Source organism: Achromobacter sp. RT286_PF, from assembly GCF_059760425.1.
On sequence record NZ_JCBAMR010000001.1, the window covers coordinates 210620 to 235101 of the forward strand.

The following is a 24482-nucleotide window of genomic DNA, read 5'->3' on the forward strand; positions in this document are numbered from 1 at the left end:
AGGAAATTCAGGCCAAGGCCGAATAGGGCGAGGCCGCCGCGAAGCTGGCGCGCAAATCGCCATTGCGGGGCAGCCAGCGGCCCGCGCGTTCGCCGGTGGCCTGGCCGTGCCGGTAGGACAGCGCGCCGTTGACCCACACGGCCTCGATGCCGGCGGCCGTTTGCACCGGCTCGGCGAAGGTAGCGCGGTCGATGACGGTATCGGGATTGAACAGCACCAGGTCGGCGTGATAGCCCTCGCGCAGCAGGCCGCGATCAGCCAGGCCGAAGCGGGCGGCGGAAAGACCGGTCATCTTGTGTACGGCCTGGATCAGCGGCAGCAAGCCCACGTCGCGGCTGTAGTGACCCAGAACGCGCGGAAACGCGCCCCACAGGCGCGGGTGCGGCATCGGGTCATTGGGCAAGCCGTCGGACCCCACCATCGTCAATGGATGCGACAGCACGCGGCGCACGTCGTCCTCGTGCATGTTGTGATACACGGCGCCGGCCGGTTGCAGGCGGCGCGCGGCGTCCAGCAAGGACACGCCCCAGTCCGCCGCCACGTCGGCCAGCTTGCGCCGCGCCTGCTCGGGATGCGGCACCGACCACGTGATGTCGATATCGAATTCGTCGGTCACCTGCTTCAAATCCAGCGTGGACGAGCTGGCCGAATACGGATAGCAATCGCAGCCCACATGCTGCATGCGGCCTGCGTTTTCCAACGCGAACAGCACTTCCTTCGTACGGCCCCAATTGCCCGCGCCCGCGCATTTCAGGTGCGACACCACCACCGGCACGCGCGCGTGCCCGGCAATGTCGAAAGCTTCCTGCATGGCATCCAGAATGGCGGCGAACTCGGAACGCAGGTGCGTGGTGTACAGCGCGCCAAATTCATCCAGGGCTTCTGCCAGCAGCTTGACTTCAGCGGTGTCGGCTTCAATGGCGGACGCATAGGCCAGGCCGGTGCTCAGGCCGATGGCGCCGTGCGCCAGCGCATCGCGCAGCTGTTCGCGCATGGCCAGCACTTCGTCGCGCGTGGCAACACGGTCCAGGCGGTCCATGTGGTTGCTGCGCAGGGCGGTATGGCCGACCAGCGCGGCCACGTTCACGGCCGGACGCGCCGCTTCGATGGCGCGCGTGTAGTCGCTGAACGAGGGGTAGTTGAAGTCTTCACGGCCACCCAGCAGGTTCATCGGATCCGGCGGGTCGGCGCGCAGCGACACGGGCGAGGCGCTGATGCCGCAGTTGCCCACCACCACGGTGGTCACGCCCTGCGACAGCTTGGGCAACATGCCCGGAGTGCGGATCACGTTGGTGTCGTCGTGCGTGTGCACGTCGATGAACCCGGGCGCCAGCGCCAGGTCGGTGCCATCGATGATCTGGCGTGCCTGCGCGCCCGGCAAGGCGCCGATGGCTGCGATGCGGCCGTCGGCCAGCGCAACGCTGGCGCGGTACTCGGGGCCGCCGGTGCCGTCCAGGATACGGACGTTGCCGATAAGGGTGTCGTACATCTTGGGTTCCTGGTTCAATCGCCCAGCGGCAAGCGGTTGGGGCCACCACGGTGTTCGTCCAGCGCCAGCTTGATGCGGCGCAGGCGTTCGCGGTTTTCCTCTTGGTTCAGCATGGCCAGTTCGGTGGACAGCAAGTCGATGGCCAGCATCATCGCGTAGCGCGATGCCGAGGGTTTGTAGATGAAGTCGGTTTCGTCCGTGCGGATGGGCAGCACCACATCGGCCAGCTTGGCCAGTTCGGACGTGGCGTCGGTGATGGCGACGATGCGGGCGCGATACTGCTTCACGATGCGGGCCGCGCCAAGGATTTCCGGCGTCAGGCCCGACGCCGACAACACCAGCACGGCGTCGTGCTCGGTAAGCGTGGCGGCCACCATGCGCAGCAGCACGGCATCGCTGTACACCGCGATGGGGTAGCCCAGCCGCACCAGCCGCGACTGCACTTCCTGCGCCAGCACGGCCGACGCGCCGCCCATGCCGAACACGTAAATCATCCGCGCGCCGTCCACAATGGATGCCGCCTGTTCGAATAGCGGTTCGGTGAACGTGGGCAGATGCGCGCGCAAGGTGCTTTCGATGTCGGCGTAGATGCGTGCGTAAAAGGTGCTTTCCTCGGCCGGCGCGCTGGGGTCCAGAAAGCGGCTGCCCACCGTGCTGGCCTGCGCCAATTTCATTTTCAGGTCGCGCGTGTCGTCGCAGCCCACGGTGCGCGCAAAGCGCGAAATCGTGGCGATGCTGACCCCGGCCTTGGTGGCCAGCTGGTCGACGGTGGCGCTGGCGCCCCAGATGATGTCGTCAAGAATGGCGTCGGCCACCTTGCGTTCGGTCACGCTCAATGCGTCCCGCCGACTGCGTATCTGGAAGACGATGTCGCGGATGATGTCCATGTGGGGTTTCCTGGGTCTGATCGGGTCGTGCAATGCGCTAGGCCGCCAGCTCGGGGGCGTCCAGGCGCGAACAGGCCACGAAGTGGCCCGCGCCCACCTGGACGGCTTGCGCCTCGATGGTGGCGCAGGCGTCGATCGCGTGGGGGCAGCGCGTGCGGAACACGCAGCCGGACGGCGGATTGACCGGGCTGGGGATATCGCCCTTGAGCAGAATACGCGATCGCGGGGCGCGCGGATCCGGCACGGGCGCGGCCGACAGCAGTGCGCGAGTATAGGGGTGGCGCGGCCGTGCATAGACTTCGCTGGTCGGCCCGCGTTCCATCACGCGGCCCAGATACATGACGACGACTTCATCGCACAGGTAATCCACCACGGCCAGGTCGTGCGCCACGAACAGCATGGTCAGGCCCAGATCGCGTTGCAGGTCTTGCAGCAGGTTAAGCACCTGCGCCTGCACGGATACGTCCAGCGCCGACACCGGTTCGTCCGCCACGATGAAATCGGGTTCAACGGCCAGCGCGCGTGCGATGCCGATGCGCTGGCGCTGTCCGCCCGAGAATTCATGCGGGTAGCGGCGGCTGTGGTCCGCGTTCAGGCCCACGCGCTCCAGCAGTTCGCCGATGCGCGCGGCGCGGCGGTGCTGCGCCAGCTTGTGCGTGTCCAGCGCTTCACCCAGGATCTCGGCCACCGTCATGCGGGGGTTGAGGCTGGCGTACGGGTCCTGGAACACAATCTGCATGCGGCGGCGCCACGGCAGCATCTGCTTTTCGTTCAGATGCGTGATGTCGGTGCCGTCAAACAGCAGGCGGCCGGCGGTGGGCTTGAACAGGCGCAGCAACGCGCGGCCCGTCGTGGTCTTGCCCGAGCCTGATTCGCCGACCAGGCCGACGATGGTGTTGCGCGGCACATCGAAGCTGACGCCGTCCACGGCACGCACGACCGGCGCGTTACGGGCTTGCGACGTTGGAAAATGGACCTTCAGGTCTTCAATGCGGACCAGCGGGTCTTGGGCCCGCACGGTGGCTTGGGGGCTAGTCATATCGGATTCACCTTGATGCAGCGCGCGCGGTGTTCCGCTTGCACCGCAACCAGTTCGGGCACGGCGGCGCGGCAATCGTCCGCCGCCAATTCACAGCGCGGGGCGAAGGTGCAGCCGGCGGGCAGCGACAGCACGCTGGGTACGTTGCCGGGAATGGCGCGCAGCCGTTCGCCCGAGGCCAATAGCGCGGCCGTGGGCAGGCAGGACAAGAGGCCGCGGGTGTACGGGTGCGTGGGTTTCTCGAACAGGTCGTAGACACCCGCGTCTTCCACCACGCGGCCCGCGTACATGACGGCGACGCGGTGCGCGATTTCCGCCACCACGCCCAGGTTGTGCGTGATGAACAGGATGCTCATGTTCATTTCTTTTTGCAGGCGGCGCAGCAGGTCCAGAATCTGCGCCTGCACCGTCACGTCCAACGCGGTGGTGGGCTCGTCGGCGATCAGTACCGCCGGGTTGCAGGCCAGCGCCAGGGCGATCATCACGCGTTGCCGCATGCCGCCCGACATCTGGTGCGGATATTCGTTGACGCGCCGGTCGGCGGCCGGGATCTCCACGCGTTCCAGCATTTCGCGGGCGCGGCGGATGGCCGACGCGTACGAGCCGCCTTCGTGCTGCAACACGGCTTCGGCGATCTGGTCGCCCACCGTGTACAGCGGGTTCAGGCTGGTCATGGGTTCCTGGAAGATCATGGCGATTTCGGCGCCGCGTATCTTCTGCAGGGTGGCGGACGAAGCGCGCGCCAGGTCATGCTGCACGCCCTGGCGGTCGCGAAACAGGATCTTGCCCGCTTCGATGCGGCCCGCCGGTTTGGGCAACAGCCCCATGATGGACAGGCTGGTCACGGATTTTCCGGAACCGGATTCGCCTACGATGGCCAGCGTTTCACCGCGCGCCAGATCAAAGGTGACGCCGTCCACGGACTTGGCGATGCCGTCGCGGCTGTGGAACCAGGTCTTGAGCCCTTCCACGGACAGCACGACGTCTCGGTTGCTTGACGTCATGATTACAGCTCCTTGCGCAGGCGCGGGTCGAGTACGTCGCGCAGCCCGTCGCCCACCAATTGCAGCGACAGCACGGACAGCACGATGGCGATGCCGGGGAAAATCATGATCCAGTCCGCCGACCCCATGTATTGCTGGCCGGCGTTGATCATGGTGCCCCAGGTGGGGATGTCGGGCGAAACGCCCACGCCCAGGAACGACAGGCCGGCTTCGGCCAGAATCGCGTAGGCGAAGATGAACGTGCCTTGCACCAGAATGGGCGACACCAGGTTGCGCAGCACGTGCACGGTGACGATGCGCCACGTGGGCACGCCCAGCGCGCGGGCGGCTTCCACGAACGGCAATTCACGGATCACCAGCGTGGAGGCGCGCACGATGCGGGCCAGGCGGGGCGTGTAGACGATGCCCAGCGCAATCACTACGTTGATCAGCGAGGGGCCCAGCGCCGCCACCAGCGAAATGGCCAGCAGGATGTCGGGAAACGCCATCATGGCGTCGATCAGCCGCGAGACGAATTTGTCGGCCGAGCGGAAGAAGCCGGCGATCAGCCCCAGCGCGATGCCCAGCACGCTGGACACGATCACAACCGAAAAGCCCACCATCAGCGACAGGCGGCCGCCGTAGATGACGCGGCTGAAGACGTCGCGGCCAAAGTCGTCGGTGCCGAACCAGTGCGCGGCGCCCGGCGCCTTCAGCCGGTTCATGATGGACAGCTTGAAGGGATCGTAGGGGCTGACCCACGGCGCCAGCAGCGCGGCGGCCACCAGCACGATGATGACGATCAGACTCAAGAGCACGGTCTTGCGCGACACCAGCAGGCGCAGCACCTGCCAGCGGTCGGCGCCGCCGGCGGATTGGGGGGAAGTTGCAATAGCCATATCAGTAGCGCACCCGGGGGTCGACCAGCAGGTAGAGCAGATCGATGATCAGGTTGATCAGGACGTAGATGGCCGCGATGATCAGCAGCGCGCCCTGGATGACGGGGTAGTCGCGGCGCAGCACCGCCGACACCACCAGACTGCCCACGCCGGGCAGGCCGAACACGGTCTCGGTCACGACCGCGCCGCTGATCAAGAGCGCGGTGGTCAGGCCCAGCACGGTCAGGATAGGGATCAGCGCGTTGCGCACGGCGTGCTTCAGGATGACCTTGCTTTCCGGCAGGCCCTTGGCACGCGCGGTGCGCACGTAATCGTCGCGCAGTACGTCCAGCATGCTGGCGCGGATAAAGCGGGTGATCAGCGCCGAGTTGACCAGGCCCAGCACCACGGCGGGCAGGATCAGGTGCGACAGGCGAGTGGCCAGCGAGGCGTCCGGGCCGCCATAGCCCGACACCGGCAGCCAGCCCAGCTTCACCGAGAAAATCTGCATCAACAGCAGGCCCAGCCAGAAGCTGGGCACGCTGGAGGTAAACATCGAGAACGACAGCACCGACTGGTCCAGCGTGGTGCCGCGTTTGACCGCCGACAGGATGCCGACCGGCAGCGCGATGGCGCTGGCAATCAGCAGCGACATCAACGTCAGCAAAATAGTGGGCTCGGCACGGTCAGCCAGCGCCGACAGCACGGGCTTGTTCATGAAGATGGACTGGCCCAGGTCGCCTTGCACCAGCTTGCCCAGCCACGATACGTATTGCAGCGCCATGGGCTGGTCCAGCCCCAGTTGCGCGCGCAGCGCGGCGATGTCCTGCTGGCTGGCCTGTGGCCCAAGCATCACGGCCGCCGGATCGCCGGGTGTGACGCGAATGATGACGAACACGATGGTCGCGACGATAAACATCACGGCCACCAGCCCGACCAGCCGGTTCAAAAGATAACGCAACACGATAGAGTCCTAGAAAAGCGGCAATCAGTGCACGCGGAGCGAAAGACGGCTTGGGGCGCGGCAGGCGGCGGGATCATTCACCGCCTGGCCGCGCGTTTCCCTACTTACTTGGCGCTTTTCCAGGCGTTCCAGAAGTACGGCCACGGAGCGGGCTGCGTGCCTTGCAACGACGGCGAGCGCGCGGCCTGGGCGTTGAAGTCGCCCACCTTCACGAAGGGGATTTCGTCATACACGGCCTGCTGCACGTCGGCCCAGCGCTTGATGCGTTCTTCCTGCGTGCGCGCCTGGTTGAAGGCGTCCATCACCTGCGCGCGGCGCGGCGTGTCCCACCAGCCGGGGGCGTCCTTGGACGGGAAATCGATCAGCGCGGGTTCGGGCAGGAACACGCTGTGGGTAATGAAGATGTCCCACACGGCGGGGTCCTGCCGGCGCTGCGTCAGCGTGGCCCAGTCCACCACCTGCATGTCCACCGTGAAGCCGGCGGCCTTCAGGTATTCCGCGGCCACCAGCGCCATCTTGTAATGGAATTCGTACTGCTGGCTGGTCAGGATGCGGATCTTCTTGTCGGCCACGTTGGCGCCGTCAAGCAGCTTCTTGGCGGCGGCGGCATCGCCCTTGTTGTAGACCTTGCCGCCCAGCGACGTGGCCCACGGGTAGCCTTCCGGATACAGGTCGCCGTTCAGCTTGTAGAAGTCCTTGTTGCCGAAGGCGGCGAACAGCATGTCTTCTTCATTCAGCGCCAGCTGCACGGCCTGGCGCACCGCCAGGTTGGACATGATGCCTTGCTTGGTGTTGAGCACCAGGCGCGGCCAGCCGAAAGGCTTGAGCATCACCGGGTCGGAACGGCCACCCTTGAGCTTGGCCAGCGCTTCCACCGGCAACGAGTCGACGTAGTCGAACTGGCCGGCGGCGGCGGCTTCGGAACGCGTGTTGGCGTTGCTGACCGGCACAAAGCGGATTTCGTCCAGGTACTGCTTGCGCGCGCCGCCGTAGCCGTCGGGCTCGCCGTCGCGTTGCTTGTAGCCGTCAAAGCGCACCAACTGGATGTACTGGTCGGGCACGCGGGCCTTCAACTGGTACGGACCCGTGCCGACGAATTCGGTCAGCACCGGCGCAATCTTGCCCTTGGGCATGATGACGGCGGCGGCGTTGTTCATGGCCAGCAGCGCGGTCAGCGGCGCGTAGGGCTGCTTGAGCGTGATGCGGATGGTGTTGGCGTCGGGCGCCTCGATGCTGCTGATGACCTTGGCCGCGCCCTTGCCGCGCGTGGCGGTTTCGGTCCAGCGCTTCAAGGACGCCAGCACGTCGGACGAGTCCATCTTCGAGCCGTCATGGAACGTGATGCCCTGGCGCAGCGCAATCGTGTAGACCAGGCCGTCGGGCGTGACGTCGGGCATCTTCTCCGCCAACAGCGGGGTCAGGTTCCACTTGGCGTCGAAGGTGTAGAGCGTTTCGAAGAAATGCTGCGTCAGGATGCCGACCAGATCGGCCGTGCTGGTCATCGGGTCCAGCGTGGGCGGTTCACCGATGGTGGCGACGGAAATCGTGCCCCCCTTGACCGGCGTGGCACTCAGGGCGGGGGAGGTCATTGCGGTCAAGCCAATTGCGCCGGCCGCGAGCAGGCTGGTCAGCCCACTGCCTCGCCGGGAGGGTCGGAAGTTCATGATTCTCTCTCCAGAGGGTCAAAAACAAACAGGTTGTCGCGTGTGATCGGATTCGCGCCGGGATCCCGGTCGTCGTGCAGCAGCCCCCTTGGGCCAGGCGCGTTGCGGCGGGCTAGGGGGCGTTCAGAAGAAGGTTTCGGCTACGTCGGTGACGCGGTACTGCTCGTCCACCAACAACACCTGGCGCCACTTGTCGAACGTCAGGCAGGGGTGGGAAATGTCGAAGGCGATCATGTCGCCGACCTGGATGTCGTCGCCGTCGGCGATCTGCATGAAGGCATGCTGGTCCATCATGGCGGTCAGCTTCCACGCCTGGGGCGCGGCGCTCGGGGCGTTTTGGCTCGGCGTGGCGCGGCCCGGCGAGGCGTCGCCCGGCGAGGCGTCGCCCGGCCTGACGCGGCCCGGCCTGACGCGGCCCGGCCGATAATGCAGCGCGGGCGTCGGCAGGCCGGCGTCGAAAGCGGCATCGCGCTTGCCCAGCGCAATAATGGCGCGGCCCGGTTCGGGCAGCGACTGCACATAGGCCCAGACTTGCAAGGCGGGCAGCAGGCCCGGTTCCATTTTTTGCGCGACGGGGTTGTGGGCGTTGATGCGTTCAGCGGCGGACCGGTAGACGCCCACGTCGTGCGACAGATAGCAGCCGGGGCGCAGGATCACTTCCAGCGGCGCGCCAATATCCAGCTGCGAGAATTCTTCGGCCACCACATCGAACCAGGCCGAGCCCGCGCCGGAAATAATGGCGGGGCCGTTCTTGCGCAGGTGACCGGCCGTGGCCAGTCCGCGCAGCGCGTCGGTGGCGCGGCGCAGGAACGCGCGGATCGCGCCTTCTTCCTGCAACACGCCTTCATAGACTTCAATGCCCGCCAGCGCCAGGCTGGGCCAACGGCCGATTTCGTCGATCACCGCTTGCAACTGCGCATCATCGCGCACGCCGGTGCGTCCGCCCGTGGGGCCAAGTTCGATCAGCACGGGCAAAGTCAGGCTCTGTTCGGCAAAAAACTGGCCTAGCTGGGCGGCGTTGGCGGGGGAATCGACGATGCAGAAGTAGGTGAACGCCGGATCTTGCAACAGGCGCGCGATGATGGCCATGTTGGCGCGGCCCACCAATTGGTTGGCCATCAGCACGCGGCGGATGCCGTGCTGGTACGCGGCCAGCACCTGCGGCGCGGTCGCCAGCGTGATGCCCCATGCGCCGTTGTCGATCTGGCGCTTGAACAGCGCCGGGCTCATGGTGGTCTTGCCGTGGGGCGCCAGCTTGACGTGGTACGCCTCCATGAACTGCTGCATCCATTGCAGGTTGTGGCGCACGCGCGCTTCGTACAACACGGCCACGGGCAGGCTGACGTCTTCGTTCAGCAGGTTCCAGTTCAGGGCGGCCACACCGGCCGTCGTACAGGACTCGGGGAACGCGCCCAGGCCTTTGCCGTTCACATCCAACAGGGCTGCGGGGGAAGAGGAATGGATCATGGCGGCGCGCTCGTTATGGAAAATATTTACGTGGAAATGCTTTTTTTTCATTATCGTGAAAGAAATTTACAAAGGCAGTTAGGACTTACCCGTACGGTGCGGGCCGGCCGAGTTGGCGCGACAATAGGAAATTCGCGAAAAAAACGCGCTCCATGAAGGAATAGCCATGTTGAAAGTTGCCTTGGGCCAGTTCGCCGTCAGCCGTGTCTGGGAAGAGAACGCGCAGGTCTGCATCGACCTGATGGAGCGGGCCAGCGCGGGCGGCGCCGGTCTGCTGGTCTTGCCCGAAGGCATCCTGGCGCGCGACATCACCGACCCGCAAATCGTGCTGAAAGCCGCGCAGCCGCTGGATGGCCCGTTCATGACGCGCCTGCTGGAGGCCAGCCGGGGCTCGTCGCTGGCGACCATGATGTGCGTGCACGTGCCGACCGGTGAAGGCCGGGTCTGGAACACGCTGGTCACGGTGCAAGACGGGCGCATCGTGTCGCAATACCGCAAGCTGCACCTGTACGACGCCTTCACGATGAAGGAATCCACCAACGTCACGCCGGGCACCGAGATCCCCCCGTTGCTGGACATCGCCGGCCTGCGCGTCGGCCTGATGACCTGCTATGACGTGCGCTTTCCCGAACTGGCGCGCCGCTTGGCGCTGGACGGCGCCGACTTGCTGGTGTTGCCCGCCGCCTGGGTGCGCGGGCCGCTCAAGGAAATGCACTGGGAGGTGCTGGTCACGGCCCGTGCGCTGGAGAACACCTGCTACGTGGCGGCCACGGGTGAATGCGGCGAACGCAATATTGGGTGCAGCATGGTGGTGGACCCGCTGGGCGTGGTGACGGCGCGCGCGGGCGAAGCGCCGGCGCTGGTGTTTGCCGACATCGACCCCGAGCGCCTGGCGCATGCCCGCAAGGTGCTGCCGGTGCTGGCCAACCGCCGCTTCGGCCCGCCCGAACTGGCCTAGGCGCCCCGGGGCCAGACGGTCCAATGTGTGGTCCGACGTGCGCTCCGGGGGCGCCCGGAACGGGCGCGGCGGTCATGGTGTAATGCTGACTTGATCTTCTTGCCGTCTTCCCCCATCTGCTGCCAATGAGCAACGATCTCTTCGCGGCCGATCCTGCGCATCGGCCCTATGTGCCCCTGGCCGAGCGCCTGCGCCCGCGCACGTTGTCCGACGTGGTCGGGCAGTCGCACCTGCTGGGGCCCGACAAGCCCCTGCGCGTGGCCTTTGAATCCGGTCGCCCGCATTCCATGATTTTCTGGGGGCCGCCCGGCGTGGGTAAAACCACGCTGGCGCGCCTGATGGCCGACGGTTTCGACGCGCAATTCATCGCCATTTCGGCGGTGCTGGGCGGCGTCAAGGACATCCGCGAAGCGGTCACGGTGGCGCAAGTGGCGCAAGGCCAGGGCCGCCGCACCATCCTGTTTGTTGATGAGGTGCACCGCTTCAACAAGGCCCAGCAGGACGCGTTTCTGCCCTATGTGGAAAGCGGGCTGTTCACCTTCATCGGCGCCACAACGGAAAACCCGTCGTTCGAAGTCAATTCGGCGCTGTTGTCACGCGCCCGGGTGTACGTGCTGCAATCGCTGTCGCCCGAGGAATTGCAGCAGCTGGTCGACCGCGCCGTGCACGCCCTGAACGAAGGGCTGGACGACGGCGAGGCCGCCATCCGCATCGAACCCGACGCGCGCGAGCAACTGGCCGCCTGGGCCGACGGCGATGCGCGACGGCTGATCAGCGCGGTGGAAGTGGTGGCGGAATCGGCGCAGTCGGCCGGTCGCGACACGGTGGACGCCGCCTGGCTGGAAATATCCCTGTCGCAGAACCTGCGCCGTTTCGACAAGGGCGGCGACGCGTTCTACGACCAGATCAGCGCCTTGCACAAGTCGGTGCGCGGCTCAAATCCCGATGCCGCGCTGTATTGGTTCTGCCGCATGATCGACGGCGGCGCCGATCCCAAATACCTGTCGCGGCGCCTGGTTCGCATGGCGGTCGAGGACATCGGCCTGGCCGACCCGCGCGCCACCGACCTGGCCGTGAACGGCGCCGACATCTACGAACGCCTGGGCTCGCCCGAGGGCGAGCTGGCGCTGGCGCAAGCCGTGGTCTACATGGCCTGCGCGGCCAAATCCAACGCCGTCTACAACGCCTACAACCAGGCGCGCCAATTCGCGGCGGAACACGGCAGCGCGCCGGTGCCGATCCACCTGCGCAATGCGCCGACCAAGCTGATGAAGCAACTGGGCCATGGCAAGGCCTATCGCTATGCCCACGACGAGCCACACGGCTACGCCGCGGGCGAACAATATTTCCCTGACGGACTCAAGCCTTCCTTCTACCGGCCGACCGATCGTGGCCTGGAGGCTAAAATCCAGCAAAAGTTGGCATTTCTGCGCGAGCTGGACGCGCAGGAACGCGCCAAGAACCGGTAACGGGCCCCGGCCCGCCGCCTTCACCCAACCTCAACCGACATCAACATGCTAGACCCGATACTGCTGCGCAAAGACCTGCAAACCGTCGTCGACCGCCTCAAGAGCCGTGGCGTGTCCTTCGACACGGAACGGTTCAACGACCTGGAGTCCCGCCGCAAGGCCGTCCAGACCGAAACCGAGTCCCTGCAAGCCCGCCGCAACGCGCTGGCCAAGCAGATCGGTCAGTTGAAGGCCAAGGGCGAAGACGCCAGCGCCGTCATGGCCGAATCGCAGGCCGTGCCCGTTCGCCTGAAGCAGCTGGAAGAAGAGCTGGCGGCCTTGCAGGCCCCGCTGAACGACCTGCTGATGTCGGTGCCCAACTTGCCGCACGCCAGCGTGCCGCTGGGCGAATCCGCCGACGACAACGTCGAAGTGCGCCGCTGGCTGCCTGGCGCCGCCGGTGCGGACGGCAACCCGCCCGCCCTGGCGTTCGAAGCGCGCGACCACGTCGCCATTGGCGAGCCGCTGGGCCTGGATTTCGACATGGCCGCCAAGCTGTCGGGCGCGCGCTTTTCGTTCATGCGCGGGCCCATTGCCCGCCTGCACCGCGCGTTGTCCCAGTTCATGCTGGACCTGCAAACGGGCACGCACGGCTACACCGAGTGCTATACGCCTTACATCGTCAACGCCTCCACCTTGTACGGCACGGGCCAGCTGCCCAAGTTCAAGGACGACATGTTCGCCGTGTCCAAGGGCGGTGGCGATGACGACCCCAAGGTCGATGCCGCCGGCAACCCCTATGTGCGTGAAGACCAATACCTGATCTCCACGTCGGAAATCACGCTGACCAGCGTCGCGCGCGACACCATCCAGGCCGCCGCCGACCTGCCTTTGAAGCTGACGGCGCACACGCCTTGCTTCCGTTCGGAAGCCGGCAGCGGCGGCCGCGACACGCGCGGCATGATCCGCCAGCATCAGTTCGACAAGGTTGAAATGGTGCAGATCACGCAGCCGGATCAATCGTACGAAGCGCTGGAAGACATGGTTGGCCACGCCGAACGCGTGCTGCAATTGCTGGGCCTGCCGTATCGCGTCATGCTGCTGTGCACGGGCGATATGGGTTTTGGTTCGGCCAAAACCTATGACCTGGAAGTGTGGTTGCCCGCGCAAAATACCTGGCGCGAGATTTCGTCGGTGTCCAATTGCGAAACGTTCCAGGCTCGCCGCATGCAGGCCCGTTTCCGCAATGCACAGGGCAAACCGGAATTCGTGCACACGCTTAATGGTTCGGGCCTGGCCGTGGGCCGCGCGCTGGTGGCTGTTCTGGAAAACCATCAACAAGCCGACGGCAGCGTATTGATTCCCGAACCGCTGCAAGCTTATATGGGTGGTTTGACGGTACTGAAACCCTGAAGCGCATTACGTCTATCGGCCATTTGGCGGATAAGAAAACGGAGCCTGGCGGCTCCGTTTTTTTTTATCATAGCGACACATTGCTGTCTTTTTTACTCATTATCATCACAGTGTGAGTGCATGAATTTGATGTGAGCAATTGTGTATTTCTAATATAAGGGCCGGATAGTTGCGGCACAATACACCCGCGTTCTTCACGCTTCATTCACTTATATAACAAGGAGTTGTCCATGACTTCAAGAATGATTGGAGATTTTCGTGTGAGATGCTCTGTTGCTCGCGAAGACGAGCAGGGCTACCGCGTGCAGATATGGACCCGCCGAGTCGGTGGAACCGCGCCGGAAAAATGCTGGACGGTACCCGGACAGGCGCCGTTTTCGGATTTGCACGAAGCAGAGCAGGAAAGCCGTCAGTTGTTCCAAGAAATCAATGGTGTGCGTTTTAACGGTGAGCCGGAGTTTGCCCATGCGTCCGCATAATGGTTGGTGGCGCGCGTCCAGTGCGCCGCGCAGATGGATTGATCTTGTACAGGAATCGCCGCGTTGGGTGGATGGAAAGCCCGCGCCGGTATCGCAAAAATCCGCCTTGGTGGCGGAAAAACCGCTACGAGCCCCCGCGGCTTAATAGGCATCCACCGGGACACCGGACATTGTCCCCACGGAAAAAAGGCCACTCATTTGAGTGGCCTTCGTATTTATCGGCGCCAATCTCCATGGCCCTTGCCATGGCCGTGCCCGTCACGATAATAGCCAGGGCCCGGACCGTAGTAGCGCGGGGGCGGACCGCCGCGCCAGTGGGGGCCGCCACGGTAATAAACCGGGGCGGGGTAAACCACGGGGGGCGCCACGTAGACGGGAGGCGGACGGTAGTAAACCGGAGGCGGCGGAGCCACGTAAACGGGAGCGGGGGCAACGTATACCGGCGCGGGATACACCACACCCGGCACGCCGATGGAAATACCCACGTCCACTCGGGCCAAGGCCACGCTGGAGATCAGCAGACCTGCGGCACCCACACCAGCAATAAGCCACTTTTTCATGTTGCACCTGCCTGCTGCACGACACAGCAAAGTTATTTGACGCCCCTATTTTCGGGCTTTTCGGCCGCGTATTCGTAAGCGCCCCAAGCGCAATAGCGACAATCCGCAACCGTCCCCCGTCACAAGGCTCCGATCGTGCTGCGATGCGGGACTAGTGCTTCTGCTCTGGTAGGCCCAGATCTGAAATCGATTGAAATGAAGTGGAATGCGATGAAGTCACCGGGGGTCGTTACACCCGGTCACCATCCGCCGGGGGCGGCGTGGCGACATCGCTACAGCGTTTGGGTGCGCCGGTATTCCACGACCCAGACCCAGGGGTTGGCGGCCCAGGCATGCGAGCCATAGCGCTCACACCACATCAATGCAAACGCTGTTTGAAGAGGAACGCCGGGCAATAACGCCGACGCTTGGTAAATCGCTTCGGTGCCTTCGGCCCGGGCGTCGGCTTCGGTCAGGGTTTGCAGCCGTTGAATGCGCACGCCTACTACCAATGCGTGCGCAAACGGGTTGCCGGCTTCGTCGCTCAAGACGATGCTTTCACCGGATTTTCCAAAGGGGCATCTGACCCAGCTGGAAGTGCGGCGTAATTCGGTGGGGTTATCGCGATCAGGGCCCATTGCAACCCAGCGCCCGGCGTCGGCCGCGTCCGCGTACCAAGCCGTTGTGAGCTTGGTGGGCTGCGGTTTCAGGATGCGTCGGCTCTGCACTTTCGTGCCCGCCAGAACGGCTTGCTTGTGCGGCTCGCTGAATTGAAGTGACTGCCTTTTCATGCGCTCGCTGTTCTCCTATCTACCAACGTCCGCGGATTCCAAGTGCCGCAGCGTGACACATGCACCAGCTTATTCAGATCAGGATCACGCAGTATGACGTGTCGTGTTCGCGCTGTCAGGCAAGCTTTGTATTAGTGTTGTCTTTTTGTCTTGTGGCGTTGTTTGTATACTCGAGCAATGACTACTGACCTGCATAATCTCAAGCCCGGGTACTACTGGTACACCATGGCCAATGACCCGCTGGCCGTTATCCACATCCATGAAGACGGTGGCGCATCGCTCATGGGTTCGGACTATCGCATCGGCGCCGAAGGCGTTGCCGACATGGTCCGCCAAGGCGAACGCTTTTTCTGGATCGAACCGCCGCAAGTCTGAGCATTCAGGCTGATACGGCCGGCCCCTCGGGCCGGCCGCTTTCGTTTGTTCGGGAACATCCATGACCGACCTCTTGTTGAAGAACGTCCGCATGTCGGCGGCCGAAACCGTCGACGTGCAAGTGCGCAACGGGCGCATCCTTCAGATCGGTACCGCCGTGCACGCGCCGGCCGACGTGCTGGTCGAGGAGGGCGGCGGCGCGTTGTTGTTGCCGGGCCTGATAGAAGGGCATACCCATCTGGACAAGACGACCTGGGATTCCCCCTGGTACGTCAACGAAGTCGGCCCGCTGCTGACCGACCGTATCGACAACGAACGCGCCTGGCGCGCCAGTTCGGGCCATGATGCCGCCAGCCACGCGCGCGCGCTGGCGCTGGCGTTTTTGCGTGAAGGCACCACCCGCATCCGCAGCCATGTCGACGTCGACACCGACGCGGGCCTGCGCCATCTGGACGGCGTGCATGCCACCCGCGACGAACTCGCGGGCCGCATTGAAATCCAGACCGTGGCATTTCCGCAGTCGGGCCTGCTGGTACGCCCCGGCACCGCGCAACTGCTGGATCAGGCGCTGGCGCAGGGGGCCGATGTGCTGGGTGGGCTGGACCCGTCCGCCATTGACCGCGACCCCGCCCAATCCCTGGATGTGCTGTTCGGCCTGGCCAACAAGCATGGCAAGCCGGTAGACATCCATTTGCACGAGCCCGGCGAGTTGGGCGCGTTTACGTTGGACCTGATCCTGGACCGCGTGCAGGCGCTGGGCATGCAGGGCAAGGTGGTGATCAGCCATGCGTTTTGCCTGGGGGGCGTGGACGCCAAGCGACTGGACGGCTTGCTGAAACGACTGGCCACGCTGGACGTTGCGCTGCTGACCACCGCGCCGCCATCGCGGCCCGTGCCGCCCGTGCGCGCTTGCCGCGAGGCGGGCGTCACGATCTTCGGCGGCAACGATGGCATCCGCGACACCTGGACGCCGTACGGCAGCCCCGACATGTTGGCGCGCGCCATGATGATCGGCCTGCGCAACGACCTGCGGCGCGACGACGAAGTGGAATGGGCGTTTGATTGCGTCAGCGGCGCCGCCGCCCGCGCCTGTGGTTTCGAGGGCTATGGCCTGACGCCGGGCGCGCGCGCCGACCTGGTGCTGGTCGACGCCAGCTGCGTGGCCGAAGCGGTCGTCACGCGCAAGCCGCGCCGCCTCGTCATATCCGGCGGCGTCATCGTGGCGCGTAACGGCCAGGACGCCATCGCCTAGCCGCGCGTCAGGCCCAGCTGCGTTTCAGTCAACGCCGCGAAGGCCCGCATCAACTCCGACCGTACGCCGGCGCGCTGCCAGATCGCACCCACCGTGCGTACGGGGCAGGGCGCGGGCAAGGGCCAGCGCTTGACCCGCGCCACGGGCTCGCCCATCACCGCCCAATCAGGCAGCACCGCCACGCCCAAGCCCTCGGCCACCAGCTTGGCGATGGAGTCGATGCCATCCAGTTCGAACCGCACGTGCGGCCGCAAATTGCGCGCGCGCAGGTAATCGTCGGCCATCTTGCCGCCCACCACGCTGCGGTCATAGCAGATGTACGGTTCGCGCGCGATCACCGCAAGCGGGTCGCGCACCTTCATGCCGGCGGGCGTCACCAGCACCAGCGGTTCGTGCCGCAGGTCGCGCCATTCGCAGGTCTTGGGCAGGGAGAACAGCGGGTGCACCAGCAGCGCGCCATCGAGTTCGCCGGACAGTACCTTGCTGTAAAGCAGGGTGGTGGGCGCAGGCTCTATGTAGATCTCGATATGCGGATGGCGCGCCACCCAGGTCCGCAGCACGGGCGGCATGATGCCGGTTAGCGCGGTGGGCGTGGCGCCCAGCCGCAAGGGGCCGGCGGGCAGCTCGGTGTCGCTGGCCGCCGAACGCAGGTCGCGCACGTCGCGCAGGATATGGCGGGCGCGCTCAAGAATGCGCAGCCCGGCGGGCGTGGGCTTGACGGTGCGGCCCGAGCGGGCAATCAGCGCGCTGCCGACATCCCCTTCCAGCGCGCGCAAGCGCTGCTGCACGGTGGCCGGCGTCAGGCCTTGATGGCGCGCGGCCTGCGCGATGGAGCCCAGTTCCACCACATGCACATAGGTTTGTAGAAAGCGCGAGTCCACGGCGATTGCGCCCCTTTTGAAAGATGGTTTTTCCGTATTCTAAAGATGGATGAAGATAATTGTTGTTTTCTTTGACGGCGGCAAGAATACGTTCAACCCCAGCCGCCCGCGCGCATCAGGCCACGGCGCGGCATGTTGGAAACCCGCCATCAAGGAGCTTGCCGTGCCCATTATTGAATTCATCGACGTTTGCGCCGCCGCCGTGCCGCTGGACAAAGTCACGTCGTTTTCAAACCGCAGCGTATCCACCCGCCACTACGGCCTGGTCAAGGTTCGTTCCACCGACGGCGTCGAGGGCATCGGCTTTTGCTATGTGGGCAGCGCCGGCGGCGCCATCTTCGAAGCGGCCGTGCAAAGCCTGTTGGCGCCCGTGCTGCTGGGCCGCGATTCGCATGCCGTTGAAGGCCTGTGGCAGGCCATGTACCAAGAGGCGCTGCTGCAAGGCCGCCAGGGCACGGTGATGCGCGCGTTAAGCGCACTGGACATCGCGCTGTGGGACTTGAACGCCAAGACTGCCGGATTGCCGCTGCACAAGTTCCTGGGTGCCGTTGAACTGGAGACGGTGCCGGCCTACGCCAGCGGCGGCTATTACCTGGACGGCAAGACGCCGCAGCATCTGGGCGAAGAAATGGCCAGCTATGTGGACAAGGGCTTTCGCGCCGTCAAGATGAAAACGGGCCGCCTGTCGCCTCGCGAAGAAGAGGCGCGCCTGAAGGCGGCGCGCGAGGCGGTTGGCCCGGACGTCGAACTGATGATGGATTGCAATAACGCCTGGCAGGACGTGACGCAGGCCATGCAGTACATCCGCCGCTTCGAGCAGTACGAACCGTATTTCATCGAAGAACCCTTTGGCCCCGACGATATCGACAGCCATGCCAAGCTGGCGCGGCTGACGCATCTGCCGATCGCCACGGCGGAAATCGGCTATGGCCGCTGGTACCACAAGGAACTGCTGGACAAGGGCGCGGCCGGCATCCTGCAAACCGATGCGGCCGTCTGCGGCGGCATTACCGAATGGAAGCGCATTGCCGCCACCGCCGCCAGCTATGGCGTCGTGGTGTGCCCGCATTGGTTCCACGACGTGCACGCGCCGCTGGTGGCGGCCACGCCTAACGCGCGCTACGTGGAGTTCTTCTGGGACGACCAGGTGCTGAATTTCCGCAAACTGGTCGATCGGCAGTTAACCCACAAGCAAGGCCGCGTGGTGCTGCATCAGGAGCCGGGCCTGGGTTTCGGGTTTGACGAGCGCATGGTGGAAAAATTTGGCAAGTGGGTCCGCGTCAGTCGCTAGGCGCCATCACAAGCAGGCGGCGCTTTTCCAATAAAAGCTGCCGGCCTTCGGGACCGGCGCAAGGAGACAAGAATGCAACGCAGGCAATTCATGACCGGCGCCGCGGCGCTGGGGGCGGCGCTCGTGCTGCCCGTGACGGCGCGAGCGCAGCAGGACATGCCGTCCGGCCCGGTGAAAATCGTGGTGGGTTTTCCGGCGGGCGGGGGCACCGATGTGCTGGCGCGCCTGTTGGGGCAAAAGCTGGGTGTGATGTGGAACATACCCGTCATCGTCGAGAACCGGGCGGGCGCGGCCGGCGTCATCGCCGCCGAACAGGTCGCGCGCCAGCCCAATGACGGCAACACCTTGTTGATGGCGCATGTGAACAGCCACGGTATCGCGCCCGGCCTGCATCCCACGCTTGCCTATTCGGTGGACCGCGATTTCACGCCGATCGCGCTGGTCGGCAAAACGCCCACCATCCTGATCGGCGGCGCATCGCAACCCGCCAAGACCTTGCCTGACCTGGTCAAGCTGTGCCGCGCGCAGCCGGGCAAGATCGTGTTCGGGTCCGCTGGCGCCGGCTCGGCCCAACACCTGGCGCTGGAGATCTTCAAGGCGCGTGCTGGCATCGACGTGCTGCACGTGCCCTACAAGGGATCGGCGCCGCTGATGAACGATCTGCTGGGCGGCCATGTGCAGTACTGCTTCGAAGGCATGACCACCGCCACGCCGCTGCTGCAATCGGGCAAGGTGATCGCGCTGGCGCAGACGCTGCAACAGCGTTCCAGGAGCCAGCCGGACGTGCCCACGGTGGCCGAACAGGGCTACCCCGGTTTCGAGGCCAGCATCTGGTTCGGCATGGTGGGGCCGGGCAAGATGCCGGACGCCATGGTCCGGCGCATGAATCGAGACATCGACCAGGTGCTGGCGATGGCGGATGTGCAGGAAAAGCTGGCGCAGGTCGGCGCGGAAGACGGCGGCGGCAGCGTGCAGCGCTTTGCCGATTTCATGGCGCAGGAACAGCGCAAGTACGCCAAGACGATCAAAGACGCGAAGATCGTGGTGGAAAGCTGACCCTGCCGGCGCGCCCCGGCATGCACCTGAGCCGGCGTCGGGCGTCAACCGGCGCGCGTTGCCCCGACCGGCTCTGACCCTTCCCATCCCGCCATCGCCGATATCGACCGCGCTTTTTCGCGCAGCAGCCGCGCGGTGCCGGAGTCCAGGTCGTCGTCGATGGCGCCCACCGGCCCCATCAGCGTGATGGCGGCCGTCATTTCGCCCAGCATGTCGAAGATGGGCGCGGACAGCGACGTAAAGTGCGGCAGCAGCGCATGGCGGCAGCGGCTGATGTGGTGCTTTTGCACTTCGTCGCGTATGGCTTGCACGTCTTTCAGCGTGTAGGAATTGCCCGGCGCACCGCCGTGGCTTTCCGGCACGGACGATGCCAGTTCCCGCTCCAGCAGGTCGCGCGTCAAGGCATCGGGCAGATGGGCCAGAAAATTGCGGCCCAGCGCGGATGACAGCAGCGGCATCACGGTGCCCACGCGTAATTCCAGCAAGGGCCGGCTGCGGCTGCCTTCCACGCGATAGACGATGGTCGGCCCCTTGTTGCCCCACACGCCCAAAAACACGGTATGCCCGGTGACGGCGGCCACTTCGGCCATGATCGGCCGCGCTGTGGTGAAGACGTCGAACTGTTCCAGCGCGGCCAGCCCCAGGCGCAACGCGTAGGGCCCCAGGCCGTAGTGCCCCGTGTCCGCATGCTGCTGCACCACGCCCACCTTCTGAAAACTGACCAGGTAGTAGTGCACGTTCGGCACGGTCAGCTCACAGGCGTCCGCGATGTCCTTCAGAGGCAAGGGCCGGCCCGTCTTGCGGATCAGGTCCAGGATGCGAAAGCCCACTTCAATGGACTGGATGCCCCTGCGCGCCGCGGTCGGCGTCTTTTCCGTGTCCTTGTCTACCTTGCCGGCGGGCCTTGCCATCACTGCCTCCACTGTGTGTTTGGCGGCAGTGTAGCAGCGGCGTCCGGCCGCTTTCGACGGGTCCCCGCGGCCCGTTTCGGGTTTCCCCCAGCTTTGTCCGCCCGGGTTTTAAGTTTGATAATAGTTAATGCGTACAGCAGTATCAATCTAAAAACACAGGGGAAAGCAAGCATGGAAGCTAATGTGGCAATGGGGCGCGCGGCTGCGGCGCCGACGCTAAGTCGCAAAGAGGAACGCCAGGTGGTGGTGGCCTCGACCTTGGGCACGTTGTTCGAGTGGTATGACTTTTTCATCTACGGGACGCTGGCGGTATTCATGAGCCAGGTGCTGTTCCCGCAGGACAATCCCACCGTTGCGCTGCTGGCCGCGTTGGGCGCGCTGGCGGTCGGCTTCATCATCCGGCCGCTGGGCGCGGTGATGTTCGGGTACCTGGGCGACAAGTGGGGCCGCAAGTACACCTTCTTGATCACGGTTGTGATGATGGGCGGGGCTACCGTGTTGATCGGCTGCCTGCCCACCTACGAATCGGCGGGCCACCTGTCCTGGATTCTGTTGCTGACGCTGCGCGTGGTGCAGGGCCTGGCGGTGGGGGGCGAGTACGGCGGCGCGGTGATCTACGTGGCCGAGCACTGCGAACCCAAGCGGCGCGGCCTGCTGACGGGCTGGATCCAGATCACCTCGTCGGCCGGCCTGATCCTGTCGCTGGTTGTCATCCTGTGCACCCAGGCATCCATGAGCGCCGATGATTTCCGGCAGTGGGGATGGCGCCTGCCGTTCATCCTGTCGATCGTGATGCTGGCCATTTCGATCTACGTGCGCGCCAAGCTGCACGAATCGCCCGTGTTCACGCGGATGAAGCAGCAGAACCGCCTGTCGAAAAACCCCATCAAGGAAACGTTTGGCCAGTGGTCCAGCTTGCGCCTGGTGATCCTGGCGCTGATCGGCGTTACCGCCGGCCAGGGCGCCACGTATTTCACGGGCCAGTTCTACGTGATGATCTTTCTGCAACAGGCGGTGCAGCTGGACCAGACCAGCGTCTACACCCTGATCCTGATCGGCTTCATCATCGGCGCGCCGACCTTTGTGCTGTTCGGCTGGCTGTCCGACCGCATCGGCCGCAAGTGGATCATGATGGCGGGGCTGTTCATCGCCGCCCTGGGTTATCACTCGATGTTCGACGTGCTGCTCAAGGCCGGCAACCCGGCGCTGGCGCAAGCCATGCAAAGCACGCCCGTCAGCGTGCACGCCGACACCAGCGGCGGCGCGTGCGCCTTCGGCTTGCAGGCCGCCATGATCGGCAGCCACGCCGATCACAAGAAGGTGTGCGTGCAGGCCAAGAAATTCCTGGTCGGCAAGGGCATCAACTTCGAATACGCCGCGCCGCTGCCCGGGCAGGAAATCGCGATGAGCGTGGGCGGCACCACCGTCAACGGCTTTGACCGCGCCGCCTACGCCCGCGCCCTGGGCACGGCGGGCTACCCCGATCGCGCCGACCCCGCGCGCGTGGACCGCGCCACCATCATCCTGATCCTGGTGCTGATGACCGCCGTGGTCGCCATGGTGTACGGTCCGGTCGCGTCGTACCTGGTGGAATTGTTCCCGGCCCGCATCCGCTACACCGCGCTATCCTTTCCGTATCACATCGGCGCCGGCATCTTCGGCGGCATCGTGCCCTTTACCGCCACCTACCTGGCCCAGGCCAGCGGCAATATCTTTGGCGGGTTGATGTACCCGGTTGTCGTGATGGTGGTAGTGGGCGTTATCGGCAGCCTGTTCCTGCCGAACACCCGCGCCCAAGCCATCGACGAAGACCCCATCCACTAAAAAAGCGAGGAGAAACATGTCCGTGCAAGCGAGTTTCAAGGCCGCCGTGATCCAGGCCGCGTCCATCCCCACCGACAGCGTTGCCTGCGCCAACAAGGCGGCCTCGCTGATCCGGCAGGCGGCCGAGCAGGGCGCGCGGGTGCTGGTGTTTCCCGAAGCCTTTCTGGGCGGCTATCCCAAGGGCAATTCCTTTGGCGCGCCCATCGGCATGCGCAAGCCCGAAGGCCGCGACGCGTTCGCCAGCTACCACCGGCAAGCCATCGCGCTGGATGGCGAGGAAGTGGCCATCGTGGCGCAGGCGGCGGCCGACACCGACAGCTTCGTGGTGATGGGCTGCATCGAAGCGGACGGCGGCACGCTGTATTGCACCGTGCTGTATTTCAACGGCGCCAAGGGCCTGGCCGGCAAGCATCGCAAGCTGATGCCCACGGCCGGAGAGCGGCTGATCTGGGGCTTTGGCGATGGCTCGACCATGCCCGTCTTCGACACGCCTTACGGCAAGATCGGCGCCGTGATCTGCTGGGAAAACTACATGCCCATGCTGCGCATGTACATGTACAGCCAGGGCGTGGCGCTGTATTGCGCGCCCACGGCCGATGACCGCGACAGCTGGATTCCCAGCATGCGCCATATCGCGCTGGAAGGCCGTTGCTACGTGTTGACGGCTTGCCAGCACTTGCGCCGCCAAGCCTACCCGGAAGACTTCGAATGCGCGCTGGGCGATGCGCCCGACACCGTGTTGATGCGCGGCGGCAGCGCTATCATCGACCCCCTTGGTGAAGTGCTGGCGGGGCCGGATTTCTCGGACGAGACCATCCTGTACGCCGACATCAACCCCAACCAGATCCTGCGCGGCAAGTACGACTTCGATGTGGCCGGCCATTACGCTCGCCCCGACGTGTTCCAGCTGCAGGTCGACACCCGAGAAAAGCGGGCCGTCTCAGCGCTTGGCGCGGGCGGCCAGGAGCCCTAAGCCATGCATTTTGATTTCAGCGCGCTGCCTTCGCAGACGGTCTATAAGCTGCTGACCTCGACCGTCACCCCCCGGCCGATCGCGTGGGTCACCACGATATCGGCCGACGGGTGCGTCAACGCCGCGCCGTTCAGCTTCTTCAACGTCATGGGGCACCAGCCGCCCACCGTCGCCATCGGCCTGATGCGCCGGGCCAACGGCGACTTGAAGGACACCAGCGCCAACATCATCGAAAACGGCGAGTTCGTGGTGAACCTGGTGCCTGAAGCGCTGATGCAGCAGATGAACCAGACCTGCGCCGACTACCCTCCGGGCGTGGACGAGCTGGCCAAGGCCGGGCTGACCGCGCTGCCCGCCGCGCATGTTCGTCCACCGCTTATTCAGGGCAGCCCGGTGTCGCTGGAATGCGTCAGCCAGGCCACGATCGTGACCGGCCCGCACCAGGTCGTCGTCATCGGCCGCGTGCTGGGCGCGCACGTGGACGATGCCTTTGTGCAGGACGCCGAGCGCGGCTATGTGAACACGACCGAGATGGGGCTGGTGGCGCGCATGCACGGCAGCGGCTGGTACGCCCGCAGCACGGACCTGTTCCAGCTGGCGCGGCCCACCGTGACGGATTGACGCAACAAGGCGGCCCTCACGGCCGCATCATTTTTCAGCGGCCGCGCATCGTGCATCGGCCGCTTTTTTTTTCGCCCACGGCGGCGGGCGGCCGGTTACGCAAACGCGCGAGCTTGTGGCAAAAAGTTCTCCATTTCGCCCGATGCCGCCCAAATCCGGGCTGCTAGCATTTCCCGGACCGTCAAGAGAATCCTCGAATCCGACTTCTCCGGCGGCATTTACCTGACACAACGAACACCAATATTTTTGGGGGCGGATCATCCAGGGGCTTGCGGGCGTCTGGCTTGCGACGGCGGCGG

Annotated in this window: 23 protein-coding genes; 11 read left to right on the forward strand and 12 right to left on the reverse strand. The window is 65.0% G+C overall.

Translation table 11 applies throughout. The features are described from left to right. Positions 1 to 7 precede the first annotated feature (7 nt). The 8 genes from AC6LJY_RS00980 to AC6LJY_RS01015 all read right to left on the reverse strand — a co-directional run bounded on the left by AC6LJY_RS00980 (position 8) and on the right by AC6LJY_RS01015 (position 9371). Positions 8 to 1489 carry an N-acyl-D-amino-acid deacylase family protein gene (locus tag AC6LJY_RS00980; protein WP_498135093.1) on the reverse strand — a complete coding sequence of 494 codons (1482 nt, stop codon included), beginning with the start codon at positions 1487 to 1489 and terminating at the stop codon, positions 8 to 10. Positions 1490 to 1503: 14 nt separating this feature from the next. Continuing rightward, positions 1504 to 2376, reverse strand: coding sequence for a MurR/RpiR family transcriptional regulator (locus tag AC6LJY_RS00985; protein WP_046803381.1), 873 nt, complete (start codon positions 2374 to 2376; stop codon positions 1504 to 1506). 37 nt (positions 2377 to 2413) lie between these two features. After that, the gene (locus AC6LJY_RS00990; RefSeq protein WP_104143633.1) at positions 2414 to 3415 is read right to left on the reverse strand and encodes an ABC transporter ATP-binding protein; all 1002 of its coding nucleotides are present in this window, start codon (positions 3413 to 3415) and stop codon (positions 2414 to 2416) included. Beyond that, positions 3412 to 4419: an ABC transporter ATP-binding protein gene (locus tag AC6LJY_RS00995; protein WP_104143635.1), complete on the reverse strand. Its 1008-nt coding sequence runs from the start codon at positions 4417 to 4419 to the stop codon at positions 3412 to 3414. The genes AC6LJY_RS00990 and AC6LJY_RS00995 overlap by 4 nt, the downstream gene beginning before the upstream one ends. Positions 4420 to 4421: 2 nt before the next feature. Next, positions 4422 to 5297, reverse strand: coding sequence for an ABC transporter permease (locus AC6LJY_RS01000; RefSeq protein WP_046803378.1), 876 nt, complete (start codon positions 5295 to 5297; stop codon positions 4422 to 4424). 1 nt (position 5298) lies between these two features. Further along, complete coding sequence (locus tag AC6LJY_RS01005; RefSeq protein ID WP_046803377.1) at positions 5299 to 6240, reverse strand: ABC transporter permease; 942 nt, start codon at positions 6238 to 6240, stop codon at positions 5299 to 5301. Positions 6241 to 6344: 104 nt separating this feature from the next. Further along, positions 6345 to 7904 carry an ABC transporter substrate-binding protein gene (locus tag AC6LJY_RS01010; protein WP_498135094.1) on the reverse strand — a complete coding sequence of 520 codons (1560 nt, stop codon included), beginning with the start codon at positions 7902 to 7904 and terminating at the stop codon, positions 6345 to 6347. A 123-nt stretch (positions 7905 to 8027) separates the two neighbouring features. Beyond that, the gene (locus tag AC6LJY_RS01015; RefSeq protein ID WP_498135095.1) at positions 8028 to 9371 is read right to left on the reverse strand and encodes an amino acid deaminase; all 1344 of its coding nucleotides are present in this window, start codon (positions 9369 to 9371) and stop codon (positions 8028 to 8030) included. Between the two features lie 166 nt (positions 9372 to 9537). Here AC6LJY_RS01015 and AC6LJY_RS01020 point away from each other — a divergent pair, with 166 nt between their 5' ends. The 4 genes from AC6LJY_RS01020 (at position 9538) to AC6LJY_RS01035 (ending at position 13669) form a co-directional block, all read left to right on the forward strand. Next, complete coding sequence (locus AC6LJY_RS01020; RefSeq protein WP_104143638.1) at positions 9538 to 10329, forward strand: deaminated glutathione amidase; 792 nt, start codon at positions 9538 to 9540, stop codon at positions 10327 to 10329. A gap of 125 nt (positions 10330 to 10454) precedes the next feature. Then, positions 10455 to 11798, forward strand: a complete 1344-nt coding sequence (locus AC6LJY_RS01025; protein ID WP_046803375.1) for a replication-associated recombination protein A — start codon at positions 10455 to 10457, stop codon at positions 11796 to 11798. 45 nt (positions 11799 to 11843) lie between these two features. After that, positions 11844 to 13190 carry a serine--tRNA ligase gene (serS, locus tag AC6LJY_RS01030; protein WP_046803374.1) on the forward strand — a complete coding sequence of 449 codons (1347 nt, stop codon included), beginning with the start codon at positions 11844 to 11846 and terminating at the stop codon, positions 13188 to 13190. Positions 13191 to 13420: 230 nt separating this feature from the next. After that, on the forward strand, positions 13421 to 13669 hold the full coding sequence (locus AC6LJY_RS01035) for a hypothetical protein (protein WP_082134366.1): 249 nt from the start codon (positions 13421 to 13423) through the stop codon (positions 13667 to 13669). Positions 13670 to 13884: 215 nt separating this feature from the next. On the opposite strand, the gene AC6LJY_RS01040 is transcribed toward AC6LJY_RS01035, so the two are convergent. Further along, positions 13885 to 14229, reverse strand: coding sequence for a virulence factor (locus AC6LJY_RS01040; protein WP_104143641.1), 345 nt, complete (start codon positions 14227 to 14229; stop codon positions 13885 to 13887). A gap of 272 nt (positions 14230 to 14501) precedes the next feature. Then, positions 14502 to 14999: an ASCH domain-containing protein gene (locus AC6LJY_RS01045; protein ID WP_046803373.1), complete on the reverse strand. Its 498-nt coding sequence runs from the start codon at positions 14997 to 14999 to the stop codon at positions 14502 to 14504. Between the two features lie 177 nt (positions 15000 to 15176). On the opposite strand from AC6LJY_RS01045, the gene AC6LJY_RS01050 reads away from it, so the two are divergent. Beyond that, entirely contained in the window at positions 15177 to 15374 is a 198-nt protein-coding gene (locus AC6LJY_RS01050; RefSeq protein ID WP_082134365.1) for a hypothetical protein, read from the forward strand. 61 nt (positions 15375 to 15435) lie between these two features. Continuing rightward, complete coding sequence (locus tag AC6LJY_RS01055) at positions 15436 to 16626, forward strand: amidohydrolase family protein (RefSeq protein ID WP_314358240.1); 1191 nt, start codon at positions 15436 to 15438, stop codon at positions 16624 to 16626. On the opposite strand, the gene AC6LJY_RS01060 is transcribed toward AC6LJY_RS01055, so the two are convergent. Beyond that, positions 16623 to 17507, reverse strand: coding sequence for a LysR family transcriptional regulator (locus AC6LJY_RS01060; RefSeq protein WP_120154133.1), 885 nt, complete (start codon positions 17505 to 17507; stop codon positions 16623 to 16625). The genes AC6LJY_RS01055 and AC6LJY_RS01060 overlap by 4 nt on opposite strands. A gap of 163 nt (positions 17508 to 17670) precedes the next feature. On the opposite strand from AC6LJY_RS01060, the gene AC6LJY_RS01065 reads away from it, so the two are divergent. Both AC6LJY_RS01065 and AC6LJY_RS01070 read left to right on the forward strand, forming a co-directional pair. Continuing rightward, positions 17671 to 18798, forward strand: a complete 1128-nt coding sequence (locus tag AC6LJY_RS01065; RefSeq protein ID WP_498135150.1) for a mandelate racemase/muconate lactonizing enzyme family protein — start codon at positions 17671 to 17673, stop codon at positions 18796 to 18798. Positions 18799 to 18870: 72 nt separating this feature from the next. Next, entirely contained in the window at positions 18871 to 19854 is a 984-nt protein-coding gene (locus AC6LJY_RS01070; RefSeq protein ID WP_498135096.1) for a Bug family tripartite tricarboxylate transporter substrate binding protein, read from the forward strand. 44 nt (positions 19855 to 19898) lie between these two features. Here the strand turns inward: AC6LJY_RS01070 and AC6LJY_RS01075 are convergent, their stop codons facing one another. Beyond that, positions 19899 to 20765, reverse strand: coding sequence for an IclR family transcriptional regulator (locus AC6LJY_RS01075; protein ID WP_046803369.1), 867 nt, complete (start codon positions 20763 to 20765; stop codon positions 19899 to 19901). A gap of 171 nt (positions 20766 to 20936) precedes the next feature. Between AC6LJY_RS01075 and AC6LJY_RS01080 the strand changes: the two genes are divergently transcribed. The 3 genes from AC6LJY_RS01080 to AC6LJY_RS01090 are packed head-to-tail and all read left to right on the forward strand — an operon-like array spanning position 20937 to position 24183. Next, positions 20937 to 22589, forward strand: a complete 1653-nt coding sequence (locus AC6LJY_RS01080) for an MFS transporter (RefSeq protein ID WP_498135097.1) — start codon at positions 20937 to 20939, stop codon at positions 22587 to 22589. A gap of 16 nt (positions 22590 to 22605) precedes the next feature. Further along, complete coding sequence (locus AC6LJY_RS01085; RefSeq protein ID WP_498135098.1) at positions 22606 to 23562, forward strand: carbon-nitrogen hydrolase family protein; 957 nt, start codon at positions 22606 to 22608, stop codon at positions 23560 to 23562. Between the two features lie 3 nt (positions 23563 to 23565). Beyond that, positions 23566 to 24183 carry a flavin reductase family protein gene (locus AC6LJY_RS01090; protein WP_046803366.1) on the forward strand — a complete coding sequence of 206 codons (618 nt, stop codon included), beginning with the start codon at positions 23566 to 23568 and terminating at the stop codon, positions 24181 to 24183. The last annotated feature ends 299 nt before the right edge of the window (positions 24184 to 24482 follow it).